The sequence below is a fragment of the Ramlibacter sp. genome (assembly GCF_035548915.1).
In the GTDB taxonomy this organism is placed as follows: Bacteria; Pseudomonadota; Gammaproteobacteria; order Burkholderiales; family Burkholderiaceae_C; genus Ramlibacter.
On sequence record NZ_DASZSE010000047.1, the window covers coordinates 1 to 12,393 of the forward strand.

Consider the following 12,393-nt stretch of genomic DNA (forward strand, 5'->3'; position numbering starts at 1 on the left):
GCACCAGCAAGCCGCTGCCCCAGCTCGCCGGCGGCACGATGCGCTCGCGCATCGATCCCAGCGCCCACGCATCGGCGTGGCCGCCCACGATCTTGCCTTCGCTGTTGTACGTGCGCAGCGCCACCAGATCGACCCCGCGCGCGGCAAGCTTCTCATCGCGGTCCTGCACCACCAGGTTGCCGTTGCTCGCGTTCACGTACACCTGCTCGCCGCTTCGGCCGGTGCCGGCCGAGCCCGCGGTTCCTTGCTCTCCCAGCGTGGCAAGCGAAGTAAGTGTCAACCCAAGGCCGTTGCCCGTGACGATGGCGACCATCGACGCTCCTCCTGAATATTCGAGATGCGGAGGATACGTTCATTCTCGATGAGCCAAAAGAATCAAAGAACTAAATATCGAAATCAAGAATACGAAATTCCGCCTCGTTCGCCTCTCATGTTTCGTGGCCCTTGCCCGCACCCGTCGGGCTTGCTAGCATCCGCTCTTGCTGAGCTCGAAAGAGCTCGGCTGATCACAAAAGGGGCCGTCCACGGCCCAGGGGACTCGGATGCAGTACAAGGCCCTCGGCCTGCGCGCCGCGCTGGCGGCCGCGATCTTCTCTGCCGGGACATTGCTGTCCTGGCCCACCCACGCGGGCGGCCCGCCGCCGCTCAAGGTGCCCGGCGCGGAGGTGCGCCAGCTGCTCGGCTGGGTGCACGCGACGCACGATCACCACGGACGCCCGTTCGCCGTCGTGGACAAGAAGCAGGCGATGCTCTACGTCTTCCACGGCGACGGCTCGCTTGCCGGCGCATCGAGTGCGCTCCTCGGCGCGACACCCGGCGACTTCACCGTGCCCGGCGTCGGCGAGCGAGCTCAGCTCGGCCAGGTGCGCGAGGACGAGCGCACGACGCCCGCGGGCCGCTTCGATTCCGAGCCCGGCCGCAACGCCGCGGGCGAGCCGATCGTGTGGGTGGACTACGAGAACGCCTTCGCGATCCATCGCCTGCGCCCCGGCCGCAGCGAAGCCGCGCGGCAGGCGCGGCTCGAATCGCCGCGCGCCCAGGACCATCGCGTGTCGCTCGGCTGCGTGATCGTGCCGGTGGCGTTCTACAAGAGCGTGGTGGAACGCGTGCTCGGCACGACGAAGAGCGTCGTGTACGTGCTCCCGGAAACGCGCGCGCTGGCCGAGGTCTTCGGCGGCGCCTGATGCCGCTCGAAGGCGCGCGCCTTCTGCATCGTGAACGCGGCGATGGCGATGGCCACCAGGCAGAAGATGCGAAACATCGTGGGCGTCATGATCGATTGCTCGCGAACAAAAGGGCCGGCGGCGCAGCTGGACAATGTTCCGGCTCCTTGCATTGGCGGTGCGCAAGAGCCCCGATACCTGTCTTTGTGGCGCGGCGCCGACCGGCTCGGATGCCAGTCTCGCGTCCTCTCGCGCCGCGCACGGCAAGCCGAGCGCGCGCCGGCGTGTAGGCTGGCTTCTAAGACAAGAGCGCTTGCAGCCCCCCCTCGGGCTCGAATCGGCCGTTGCGCCAGCAAAGCCGCGTCGGACCGGGCATCGCGCGCTCGGGCAAGGGGTGGCGCTCGTCGCCCGGGTAGCACACGAAGCGAATTCCATCCGCTTCGAACGGCTCGGGCTGGACGAGCGGCGGAGGGCGGCTGCGCGCATCGGCAAGCACGCCCGCCACGCTCGTGAAACGCGACAGATGGGCAAGGCTCATGATCTGCGGCGGCGCGAACTGCATGTCCTGCGCCCAGTAACGCTGCAGGGCCGAGCGCGGTGAAAGCCAGATCCCTTCGATGGCCTCGTGCTCGTCGTGCACGGGTTCCTGGTCGTGCGGCACGGCCGCGACGAAGAAGCGCGTGTCGAAGCGCTTGCGAATGACGGCGCCCCCGATCGGGGTGATCCAGCGCGACCACGGCACGAGTCCCGAGGTGTCGAGGCGCGTGCCGACGAGATCGAGCACCTCCTCGAAGCGCCGGCCTTCGCGCAGCGCGGACCATGCGCGCCGCGCGCCCGCGCTTGCGACCTGCGCGAAGAGCACGCCCGTCTCCTCGAACACTTCGCGCACCGCGGCGATGTAGAGCGCGCCGGCTTCGTCCGGCGCGAGTTCCGGCTCGCCGAGGCTCGCCTGCAGCGCTGCCAGCGGCTGGTCGAGCCGCGCAGTGAGCTCCAGGTCGTCGCGGTCGCGCTTGCCGCCGGGGAACACGTAGGCGCCGCCCAGCACATCCGACAGGCCGTGGCGCTTCAGGAGAAAGACTTCCAGGCCCGCCGCCTGGTCGCGCAGCAGCAGCACGGTGGCCGAAGGCAGGGGCGGCGCAAGGTTGCGCTCGACGTACTCCATGCTCGCAAGGCTACCAGAGCGCGCGGGCGCCGGCACGCGGCGCCGCGCCGGCACGCGGGGCGTGGCACTCGGACTAACGCGAAGACGAAGCCGCCTTGCGCTGCTGCGCATGCTGCTGCAGCCGCAGCTGAATGCGCTGCAGGATCAGCTCGCGCGTGGCGCGCACGTCGGACGCGAAGGGGCTTTGCGCATCCATCGCGCGATCGATCTGTTCGAGCGCCTGCTGCTGCAGCCCCTGGTCGGAAAGCGTCTGTGCGAGGTTGTTCATCGCGATCACCGACTGCGGGTGCCGCTCGAGCGCGCGGCGCAGCACGTCGGCGGCCTCGGCGAGCGAGCCCTGGGTGTGCAGCGCATTCGCGAGCCCGATCGCCGCGGCGAGACTGTCGGGCCAGCGCCGCAGCATCGCCGCGTAAGCCCGGCGCACCGCATCCGTGTCCGCGACACGCCCGAACGCAAGCAGCGACTCGAGCCAGGAATCTTCTTCGGCGCTCGCCGCCACGCGGTCGGGCGGCAGCACGACCATCGCCCAGTAGCCGCTCTTGATCCACGTGCGCTCGAACGCGGTGAACGGCATTTCCTTGCGCGGCTCGGTGCCCGAGCGCAGGTAGATCGTGCCCGTGCCGTAGTCGTAGCCGTTCACGACCGCGTAGTGCCACCACGCGAAAAGCGGGCCGACGTCCTGCAGCACGATCACCGGGTTGCCCGCCGCGACCTCGCGCAGCAAGGCGGAATAGTTCGGCTCGAGGCGATAGCTCACGCGGCCGTGCTTGCGCGGCGCGGCGAGCATCTCGAGCTGCAGGCTGCCCTTGCGCGACGGCAGCCACACCTCGGGCACGAGCGATTCGGGCGTGACGGCCGCGCCGCTCGCGCCGAGAACGGTCGCGAGCGCGGCCGGGCCGCACTGGTATTCGTCCTGCGGGAAGAAGGGGACCGAGGCGAGCTCGGTCCTCTCGGGGACGCCCTGCGGCCACGATGTGCGCAGGGCCACCGTCTGCGGCACGAGCGGCGCGAGGATCGCGCAGCCCGACACCGCGATCGAAAGGAGGAGCCCGCAGCACAGGCGCCGGATACTGCGTCGCGTCACCGCGCTGCGTCTTCCTGTCATGGTCTCCTTACTTGCGGAATGCGAAGTACCACACGAGGCCGACGACGATCAGCACGCCGATCCACACGCCCGCGTCCGATGCGCCCACAGGCGCGGCCTGCATGTCCTGCATCATCGAACGCACTTCCTGGTCGCTCATGGCCGCGACGCGGGCTTTCGCATCCATCGGATCGACGCCGGCCGTGAGCAGCTGGCTCGCGACTTCCGCGCGGTCCAGCGCGTTCAGCACGTACGCGCGCTCGGTCGACGGGCTGGGCGCCGCCTTGTCCGCGCCGATCATTCCGGCGTTCGCCGTCTGGAACGACAAGGCGAGCAGGGAGGTGACAAGCAGGCGGCAAGTTGTCTTCTTCATCGTCGAGATCATCTCGGAGCTCCTGAAGTGGGTTTTTAGGATCGCGTCCGGCGGGTGCCGGACACGAAGGTCCAATGTACGCATGCCGGCTCGCCTTGTGGATACCCCAGCCGTTCCGTTACACACTGTGTTACAAGAATTTGAGCGCAGTGTTGCGTCCACAAGCCGACCTTGGCGCTTCACTCGGCATCGAGCGCGCCCGATCGCGATGCAGACGGCCGAGTACCGGATGCGGCCTGTCGGTCGGGTTGTGCAAAATCGCTCGATGACTTCACCCGACTTCTCCGCCGGCGCCGCATGGCAGCGCGGCGAATTCGTACCCATCGCCGACGCCTCGATTGCGATGACCGACTGGGGCTTCCTGCGCTCCGATGCCGCCTACGACGTGGTGACGGTGTGGGACGGCGCATTCTTCCGGCTCGATGCGCATCTCGACCGCTTCTTCGCGAGCTGCCGGCGCTTCCGGCTCGATGCGGGCAAGTCGCGCGACGAGATCGTCGGGATCATCACGCACTGCGTTCGCCTCGCGGGGCTGCGTTCGTCGTACGTCGAGATGATCTGCACCCGCGGCCAGCCGCCCTGGGGCTCGCGCGATCCGCGCCAGGCGGTGAACCGGTTCCACGCGTTCGCCGTGCCCTACGTGTGGATCGCCAACGAAGAGCAGCGCGCGCGCGGCCTGAACGTCGTCATGAGCGGCGTGCGGCGCATCCCGAGCGCGAGCGTGGACCCGCGCGCGAAGAACTACCACTGGAACGACATGACGATGGCGCTCTTCGGCGCGCTCGATGCCGGAGGCGACACGGTGCTGCTCACCGACGGCGCGGGCGGCGTGGTCGAAGGGCCCGGCTTCAACGTGTTCGCCGTGACGGGCGGCAGGCTCGTCACGCCGGCCGAAGGCGTACTCGAAGGCGTCACGCGGCGCACGGTGATCGAGATGGCGCAGTCGCTCGGCTTGCCGGTGGAGTTGCGAGCGCTCGCGGCCGAGGAACTGCGCGGCGCGGACGAAGCGTTCCTCAGCAGTTCGGGTGGCGGGGTGTTGCCCGTGACGCGCGTCGATGGGCACGAGCTCGGCAATGGGCGTGTGGGCGAGGTGACGGCGAGGCTGCGAGATCTGTACTGGGAGTGGCACCGCGATCCGCGCTACAGCACCCCGATCGCGTACGGAGGGGAAGTGAGCTGAGTGAGCTCAATGAGTTGAGAGAAGTGCGCCGGGCGGTGGGGGCCGCCCGGCACGCGGCTCAACGCGACAGCACGTCCGAATCGCGCCGGATCGTGTCGTGCGAGCGGTGCTCGCGGCGGTCGAGCTTGCCGAGCGCGCGGTCCAGCGCATGCGCGAGCTTCTCGGCCGCGCCGCGGAAAGCGAGGTTCTGGTCGGGGGCGAAGTGCTTCACGGCCACGGGCGGGTGGCCGGCGAGGCGCGCTTCCATCATGCAGCGCTTGTCGCTCGCTCCCCCTTTGTCGGCGTGGTTCTCGTCGGACAGCTGGACCTCCACGTCCGTCACGTCGCGGCCGAATCGGGCCAGGTGCTCGTTGAGGTAGTCGCTCGCCCAGCGTTCGAGGGACTCCTTGTTGCCGATGCCGTTGCTGGTTCTCACTTCGACGTGCATGTGCGCTCCTTTCGTCGGTGCCTCCAGTGTGGGGGGCGCCGCGCCGAGCGCAAGTCGGAGCGTTTCGACAAGCGTGTCGGACGCCCCTTGCGAGCCGCGCTATGCTGCGGGCTTCCTTTGGGGAACATGCCTGTGCTGCAAACCATCGACATCGAAACGGCGCCCGGGCCGCGCGCGACGATCATCATCCTTCACGGGCTCGGCGCCGACGGCAACGACTTCGTGCCGTTCGCAAGCGAACTCGACTTGAAGGCCGTGGGGCCGGTGCGCTTCGTGTTCCCCCACGCGCCGGTGATCCCGGTCACCATCAACGGCGGCTATCGCATGCGCGCCTGGTACGACATCCTCGGCACCGAGCAGCACGGGCGCCAGGACGAGGCCGGGCTCAGGCAATCGCAGGCCCAGCTGGAAGCGCTGCTCGAGCGCGAGAAGGCGCTCGGCATGCCGTCGCGCCGCATCGTGCTCGGCGGCTTTTCGCAAGGCTGCGCGATGTCGCTTCTCACGGGCTTGAGGCACAAGGAGCCGCTCGCCGGGATCATCGCGATGTCGGGCTACCTGCCCCTCGCGGACACCACGGAGGCGGAGCGTAGCGCGGCCAACGCGAAGACGCCGATCTTCCAGGCGCACGGCCGCTACGACGAAATGCTCGTTCTCGAACGCGGCACGGCTTCGCGCGACAAGCTCGTCGCGCTCGGCTACCCGGTGGAGTGGCACGAATACCCGATGCCGCACTCGGTGTGCGCGCAGGAGATCGCCGACCTCAACGCGTGGCTGCTGAAAGTCCTGGCCTGACGCTGAGTCCGGCCTGGGCGAAGCGCCCGCTGCTCGCTGATCGCTGATCGCTGATCGCCGCACCCCGCGAGCCTTGGGCTCACTCACGAGCCAGACCCGAGTCGCCCGGCCGCGTCCGCAGCCACGCCTGCAGCGCATCGCCCGCGAGGCTGTACGCACGGCCGAACCCCGCGACGAGCCGCGCGGAGATGGGCCCGAGCGCGAAAAGCGAGAAGTCGCCGAGCTCGAACATCTGCTCGGCTTCGGCAAAGCAGTCGAGGTAGCGCGACTTCGCGCTCGCGTATTGCCCGCCGGAGCGCTCGAGTGGCCGCGCATCGCACTGCAGGCTCACGCGCGGCAGAGCATGCGGGAGCCAGGGCCCGTCCGTTCCCGCGGCGACCAGCACGCTCACGCGCGGTGTCTCGAGCATGTCGCGCGTGTGTGTGGCGAGCTCGCTCACGTGGATCAAAAGCCGCGCATCCTCGCTTGCCAGCACGAAGGGAACCATGGAGGCCGCGGGCTCGCCGCGGTGCAGCGTGGCGAGCGCGGCGACGCGGCGGGTGTCGAGCAGCGAGCGCAGCAGTCGGGAGCTTTCTTCGTCCATGGGCCCATTGTCGCCGCGGCCGCGCCGTGGCTTCGCCCAGAAGAGGCCCGCCCGCGCGGCAACCGCGTCGATGCGATCACGTCCCGTCCGGCAGCGACACGAGCACTCGCGCCCCACCGAGCTCGCTGCGCAGGAGCTGCAGCTCGCCCGCGTGACTGCGCACGATGTCGTTCACGTTCGCCAGACCGACGCCGTGGCCGGGCACGCGTTCGTCGCCGCGCACGTGCAGCCGCAAGAGCGCCTCGGTCTCCGCGGCAAAGCCGCGGCCGTCGTCTTCGATGGCGATGTGCAGCCCCCGCGCGTCGCGCGCGGCGCGAGCGATCACGCGCCGGCTCGCCCACTTGGCCGCGTTGTCCATCAGGTTGCCGAGGATCTCGAAGAGATCGCCTTCGTCGATGCGCCACGCGAGCTCGGGCGAACAATCGACCTCGATCTCGATGCCTTTGTCCGAATACACCTTGACGAGCGCTTCGCGCACGCGCTGGAGCACCGGTGCGATCTTCACGGGCGGGGCGAAGCGCGCCGCGCCGCTCGCGGCCGCGCGTCCCAGCTGATGCCCGACGATGTCGTCCATCCGCGCGACCTGTTCCCGGACGGCCTGCGGCAGCCCCGCCGGTTCGTGCAAGGCGTTGCGCAGCACCGCGAGCGGCGTCTTCAGGCTGTGCGCGAGAAAGCTGAGCGCTTCCTTGTAGCGGACCTGCCGGTCGCGTTCCTGCTGGATGAGCGTGTTCAGGTTGTCCGTGAGGCCCGAGAGCTCCATCGGATAGCGGCCTTCGATTCGCGCCTGCTCGCCGCCTTCGATGCGGCGGACCTCGCGGATCACCTGGCGCAGCGGCCGCATCGCCCATGCGAGGAGGAGGCTTTGCGCCACGAGCAGCAGGACCGCCGCACCGCCGAGCCACGCCCACAGCGTGCGCGCGAAGACCGCGAGCTCGTGGTTGAAGTCGGCCTGGTCCTCGACCACCGAAAGCACGAGCGGCGCCTGCTTGCCTGCGACGGCCCAGTTCACGGCATAGCTCACGGCGATGTAGGGCCGCCCGCCGCCTTCCAGCACCTCGGTGCGCCACTCTCCCGGCGCGAGCCCGCGCAGGCGAAACGGCGGACTCACGCCGAGCGTGGAAAGCGATCGCCACTGCTCCTCGCGATTCACGTTGTAGATGCCCGCATAGAGACCCGATTGCGGCACCGAAAGCCGTGGCTCCGCGAGCGTCATGGGCATCACGAGGCGGCCCGCGTCGTCGAGCTCGGCGTGCGAGAGCAGCAGGTACACCGTGGACTGCAATTGCGCGTAGCGCTCGCTCAGCACGCTTTGGGCGTGCGCGCGCTTCACGGCCGCGCCGGCGCCCGCGAGGAAGGCGAGCAGCACGAGCGCCGCGCCGAGCACGAGCCGGGCCCGTATCGAGTAGCCCGGCTTCATTGTCCCAAGGTGAAGCGATAGCCGCGCCCGCGCACCGTCTCGATCGGCGAGAGCTTGCCTTCGGGGTCGAGCTTGCGCCGCAGCCGCCCCATCAGCACCTCGACGACGTTGCTGTCGCGGTCTTCGCCGGCCGGGTAGAGGTAGTCCGCGAGTTCCTGTTTCGCGACGACCCGGGTGCGATGCCGGATCAGGTACTCGAGCAGGCGGTATTCGAACGCGGTGAGCTCGAGCGGTTCGCCCTCGAGCCTCGCGGCCTGCGCGGCGAGATCGATCGCGAGCGCGCCAAGCGTGAGCTGGTCGCCCGCGGCCTTGAGCGACCGGCGCAGCAGCGCCTTCACGCGCGCCGCGAGCTCGGGATATTCGAAGGGCTTCGCGAGGTAGTCGTCGGCCCCGGCTTCGAGCCCGGTCACCTTGTCCTGCCAGGTGTTGCGCGCGGTGAGAATCAGGATCGGCATCGTGCTGCCTTCGCGCCTCAGCTGCTGCACGAGCGTGAGGCCGTTCACCTTGGGCAGCCCGAGGTCGACGATCGCGAGGTCGAAGGGATACTCCTTCGCGAGGAAGAGTCCCTGCGCGCCGTCGCCGGCCTGGTCGACGCGGTAGCCCTCCGCTTCGAGCCGGCGCGCGAGCGTCATGCGCAGCGGCGCCTCGTCTTCGATCAGCAATAGGCGCATGGTGCGCTGCCTCAGACCGGCCGGCCGGTGGCGACTTCGACCAGGATCACGCGCACTTCGCCGCGTGGCGTCACCACCTTCACGCGCCATACGGGTCTGCCGCCCGCATCGGCGCGTTCCACGGACAGGACGCGACCGCCGGTTTGCCGCTGCGCGAGCGCCGCCGCGTCGTCGCGGCTCACGTCGGCCCACGCGGGCAGCGCGCAGCACGCGACGAAGAGGGCGGCGATGGCGATGCGCAGGCGGGACATGGTCGGCTTGAGGGGCGGCGTTGGAGGGCGGCGTTGGGCGAAATCGCAGGAGGCGGCGAGTCAGTCCGCGCGATGGTACTCCGCCTCGTCGAGCGGTGTGACCGCGACGCGCACCGGCACGGTCGCGCCCGGCTGTTCGCGCGTGAAGGTCGTGTAGAGATGGCCGCGGTACTCGTAGGTGACGCGGTAGCCGGTGAGGCGGGTCTGCGTGTCGGCCACCGTGTGGCACGTGCGGACTTCGCGCTGCTCGTAGGTGGGAGCGGTGACGACCGAGTCGCGCGTCGCGATGCGATTGCCCGCGAGCGCGCCGATCACGGCACCCACCCCGATGGCGGCGTCGCGGCCGCTGCCCTTGCCGATCTGCGAGCCGATGAGCGCGCCCGTGGCGCCACCGATCACGGTGCCCCCGATGCCGCTGCCACCGGAGACGGATGCGGGTGTGGCCTCGGTGACCCATTGGCGGGCGCATTCGTTGCGGGGGACTTGTACGGTCTCGTATTGCGGTTGCGCTTCCTGCACGCGGGCGCGGTCGATGAAAGCGGGGGCGGGTTGTGCCTGCGCGAGGGCGCTGGCGGCAAAGAGGAAGGCGTGGGCGAAGAGTTTCATTTGGAATGTCCTCGAGTCGAGACGAGTGAAGGCGGTGGGTCGGGCCGCGAAGCCGCGCACCCCACCGAATGGAGAGAGACAGACAGAAAGACAGCAGGTGGACTTACCGCATCCCCACCGGCCCGTGATGCCAGCCGCCGTAGACGTCGAAGCTCCAGCTCCTGCGCGTCACATTGCCGGCGTGGTCGCGCAACTGCAATTCGGCGAAGTGACGGCCCGGCCGCAGATCGGCGCGATAGCGCACGTCGTCGCGGTCGATGCGCGCCTGCCGCGTCACATCGCGACCGTCCACGCGCAGCGACACGGACTGGATGCCGCTGCCGTGATCGCGGAAATGCGCGGACACTTGCGTGAGGCCGCGCGCGCTCACGCCTTCGCCTTGCGAGGGCGTGACTTCGGTGACGACCGGTGCGCGATGGTCGGCGCGCGGCGCCCAGCCGGCGCGCCATTCGGCGTAGTGATCGATCGAAGGCGCGGCCGCGACAATCGCGGGGCTCGCGTGGATCGCCACCGCGAATGGCTGGGCCTGCGCGGGCTTCGCCGCGAGGAGGGTGCCGGCCGCGGCGAAGAGCACGGCGGCGGCGGTGACGGTCGTGTGGCGCAAGAGTGCGGATTGCATTTGAAACCTCCTTCAGGAGTGGGTTGAACGTGAAGGGAAGTTTGCGCGGGCAGGGGTGAACGATCCCTGAACGGATTGCATGGGATGCTGAACGCTTCGTGAACGGAATGCAGTTTCTTGTGGTCTGCGGGCGGCATCTCCCCGCCGGGCATAGAAGCCGAAGGACGCGGCCTACATCTGCTTGAAGAGATGCACGTAGTTGCGGCTCACCGGCAGCACTTCACCGCGTCCCTTCAGGTGAATCGTCGCCGTCTCGTTGTCGTTGCGCGCGACGTGGCTCACGGCGCGCAGGTTCACGATCACCGAGCGATGCACCTGCTGGAATTGCGCAGGGTCGAGCTGCGTGGCGAGCTCCCTGAGCGGCGTGCTCACGAGCGCTTCCGCCGGACCCCCACCGTCGCCGCGCCATGCCACCAGCGTGTACTTCGTGTCCGATCGCAGATAGTCGACGTCGTCCACCGCGATCAGCCGAAGCGTGCCGCCCACCTGCGCGCGAATCCACCTCAGCGGCGCGGGCGCATTCGCCGTGCGCTGCAACTGCAAAGCCAGCTCCTGCAGCAGCGCCTCCGTGTTGCTCGCGGGCTCTCGCGCCTGCAGGCGCTCCTTCAGGCGCGAAACCGTCTGCGCGAGCCGCTCGGCCTCCACGGGCTTCACGACGTAGTCGAGCACGCCGTGCGCGAAGGCATCGACGGCGTAGTGGTCGTAAGCCGTCACGAAGACCAGATGCGCGCGACGTCCGATGCGCTGCGCGGCGTCGATGCCGCTCAGCCCCGGCATGTGCACATCGAGAAAGCAGACGTCGGGTGCGAGCGCCTCGAAGCGCTCCACCGCTTCGCGGCCGTTGCGTGCCTGCGCGACGATCGCGAGCTGCGGCCACACCTTGCCGAGCAATCCGGCGAGCGCTTCGCGCAGAAGCGGCTCGTCATCGGCGACAAGGGCCGTCGGCTGCCGCGCATTCATGCCATCGCGCCGCGCGCTGGAAATTCCATCTCGGCCACCACGCCGCCCGGCGAGCGGGCGCTCAGCTGCAACCGGGCCGTGTCCCCGAACGCCAGTTTCATGCGTTCTCGCAGCACGGCCAAGCCCGTACCGCCTGTGCTCGCGGAGGGCGGCAGACCCACGCCCGTGTCGCTCACGCGCACGATGCAGCGCTCGCCGTGCACCTGAACTTCCACGTCGATCCGACCGCCTTCCTCGCCGGGGTCGATGCCGTGGCGCACCGCGTTTTCCACGAGCGTGAGCAGGGCCATCGGCGGACAGTACAGCGCGCGCGCGGCCTCGTCCACCGTCAGGCTGAAGCGCAGCCGGTCGGGCAGGCGTGCATGCATGAGCTGAAGATACGCCTCAACCATCTGCAGCTCCTGCCCGAGCGTGCTCGCGGATTCGGCAAGGCGCGGGACGGCGGCGCGCAAGTAGGCGGTGAGGCTGCGCAGCAAGGCGGACGCCTGCGGCGAGCCCGCGTCCACCAGCGCCTGCACGTTGGCGAGCGTGTTGAAGAGGAAGTGCGGCGCCACCTGCGCCTGCAGGAGGTGCAACCGGGCATCCGAGGCGCGGCGTTCGAGCTCGCTGCGCTCGAGCTCGAAGACGAGGGCCTGGTGCCTGGAGGTCGCTTCGGTCCGGCGCACGACCGCGATCACCGCGGTCAACGGACCGATCATGAGGCCGAGCACCAGCATCATCCCCATGCCCATCAGCCGTTCCTGAACCTTCCACACCGGCGGCGCGCCGTGCGGCGTGGTCGCGATGTAGACGGCGATCACGCTGAACGGGATCACGAGCATCACGGCCGCGACCTGCAGCGACCAGCGCGGCAACCAGTCGGGCAGGTGCCGCGGCCATTGCTCGAAGAGGCCGAACACCATCATGGCGACGAGTCCGACGGCGCAAGTCCGCGCGACGATGGGCGCGGCGTCGGACTTCCAGCTGGCCGCGAGAAACAGGCCGAGCAGACACGCGACCAGCACCACCACCGCGACGCGAGGCAGCGCGAACACGCGCGCGGGGCCGCTCGGTGGCGCTGGGGCGGGCGGGTTCGCGGACATGCCGGGGACTATGCCCGAGCGCG

Annotated in this window: 16 protein-coding genes; 3 read left to right on the top strand and 13 right to left on the bottom strand. The window is 69.4% G+C overall.

The annotated features are described in order from the left end of the window. Positions 1-313, bottom strand: a 313-nt coding sequence (locus VHA82_RS20520; RefSeq protein ID WP_325547024.1) for a hypothetical protein, incomplete at its 3' end; no start/stop codon positions are given. A gap of 229 nt (positions 314-542) precedes the next feature. Between VHA82_RS20520 and VHA82_RS20525 the strand changes: the two genes are divergently transcribed. Then, positions 543-1,184, top strand: coding sequence for a L,D-transpeptidase (locus VHA82_RS20525; protein WP_325547025.1), 642 nt, complete (start codon positions 543-545; stop codon positions 1,182-1,184). Positions 1,185-1,461: 277 nt separating this feature from the next. Here VHA82_RS20525 and VHA82_RS20530 read toward each other — a convergent pair whose 3' ends face one another. From VHA82_RS20530 to VHA82_RS20540, 3 genes are all read right to left on the bottom strand, one after another. After that, on the bottom strand, positions 1,462-2,325 hold the full coding sequence (locus VHA82_RS20530; protein ID WP_325547026.1) for an NUDIX hydrolase: 864 nt from the start codon (positions 2,323-2,325) through the stop codon (positions 1,462-1,464). A 73-nt stretch (positions 2,326-2,398) separates the two neighbouring features. Continuing rightward, complete coding sequence (locus VHA82_RS20535) at positions 2,399-3,430, bottom strand: PA2778 family cysteine peptidase (RefSeq protein WP_325547027.1); 1,032 nt, start codon at positions 3,428-3,430, stop codon at positions 2,399-2,401. A gap of 7 nt (positions 3,431-3,437) precedes the next feature. Beyond that, on the bottom strand, positions 3,438-3,794 hold the full coding sequence (locus VHA82_RS20540; protein WP_325547028.1) for a PA2779 family protein: 357 nt from the start codon (positions 3,792-3,794) through the stop codon (positions 3,438-3,440). 253 nt (positions 3,795-4,047) lie between these two features. Between VHA82_RS20540 and VHA82_RS20545 the strand changes: the two genes are divergently transcribed. Further along, a complete protein-coding gene (locus VHA82_RS20545) occupies positions 4,048-4,962 on the top strand; it encodes an aminotransferase class IV (RefSeq protein ID WP_325547029.1) in 915 nt (304 codons plus the stop codon). 58 nt (positions 4,963-5,020) lie between these two features. Here VHA82_RS20545 and VHA82_RS20550 read toward each other — a convergent pair whose 3' ends face one another. Beyond that, complete coding sequence (locus tag VHA82_RS20550) at positions 5,021-5,389, bottom strand: HPF/RaiA family ribosome-associated protein (protein ID WP_325547030.1); 369 nt, start codon at positions 5,387-5,389, stop codon at positions 5,021-5,023. 126 nt (positions 5,390-5,515) lie between these two features. Between VHA82_RS20550 and VHA82_RS20555 the strand changes: the two genes are divergently transcribed. After that, positions 5,516-6,181: a carboxylesterase gene (locus VHA82_RS20555; RefSeq protein WP_325547031.1), complete on the top strand. Its 666-nt coding sequence runs from the start codon at positions 5,516-5,518 to the stop codon at positions 6,179-6,181. Positions 6,182-6,260: 79 nt separating this feature from the next. On the opposite strand, the gene VHA82_RS20560 is transcribed toward VHA82_RS20555, so the two are convergent. The 8 genes from VHA82_RS20560 to VHA82_RS20595 form a co-directional block, all read right to left on the bottom strand. Next, positions 6,261-6,764, bottom strand: a complete 504-nt coding sequence (locus VHA82_RS20560; RefSeq protein ID WP_325547032.1) for a HugZ family protein — start codon at positions 6,762-6,764, stop codon at positions 6,261-6,263. 76 nt (positions 6,765-6,840) lie between these two features. Beyond that, the gene (locus VHA82_RS20565; RefSeq protein WP_325547033.1) at positions 6,841-8,181 is read right to left on the bottom strand and encodes an ATP-binding protein; all 1,341 of its coding nucleotides are present in this window, start codon (positions 8,179-8,181) and stop codon (positions 6,841-6,843) included. Next, positions 8,178-8,852, bottom strand: a complete 675-nt coding sequence (locus tag VHA82_RS20570) for a response regulator transcription factor (protein WP_325547034.1) — start codon at positions 8,850-8,852, stop codon at positions 8,178-8,180. The genes VHA82_RS20565 and VHA82_RS20570 overlap by 4 nt, the downstream gene beginning before the upstream one ends. Positions 8,853-8,863: 11 nt before the next feature. Beyond that, the gene (locus tag VHA82_RS20575) at positions 8,864-9,103 is read right to left on the bottom strand and encodes a PepSY domain-containing protein (RefSeq protein ID WP_325547035.1); all 240 of its coding nucleotides are present in this window, start codon (positions 9,101-9,103) and stop codon (positions 8,864-8,866) included. Between the two features lie 60 nt (positions 9,104-9,163). Next, positions 9,164-9,709, bottom strand: coding sequence for a glycine zipper 2TM domain-containing protein (locus tag VHA82_RS20580; protein ID WP_325547036.1), 546 nt, complete (start codon positions 9,707-9,709; stop codon positions 9,164-9,166). A gap of 103 nt (positions 9,710-9,812) precedes the next feature. Continuing rightward, positions 9,813-10,328 (bottom strand): Ig-like domain-containing protein, encoded by a 516-nt coding sequence (locus VHA82_RS20585; RefSeq protein ID WP_325547037.1) that lies wholly within the window; start codon positions 10,326-10,328, stop codon positions 9,813-9,815. Positions 10,329-10,499: 171 nt separating this feature from the next. Beyond that, entirely contained in the window at positions 10,500-11,288 is a 789-nt protein-coding gene (locus tag VHA82_RS20590; protein WP_325547038.1) for a LytTR family DNA-binding domain-containing protein, read from the bottom strand. Further along, positions 11,285-12,370 carry a sensor histidine kinase gene (locus tag VHA82_RS20595; RefSeq protein ID WP_325547039.1) on the bottom strand — a complete coding sequence of 362 codons (1,086 nt, stop codon included), beginning with the start codon at positions 12,368-12,370 and terminating at the stop codon, positions 11,285-11,287. Before VHA82_RS20595 ends, VHA82_RS20590 begins: the two co-directional genes overlap by 4 nt. Between the last annotated feature and the right edge of the window lie 23 nt (positions 12,371-12,393).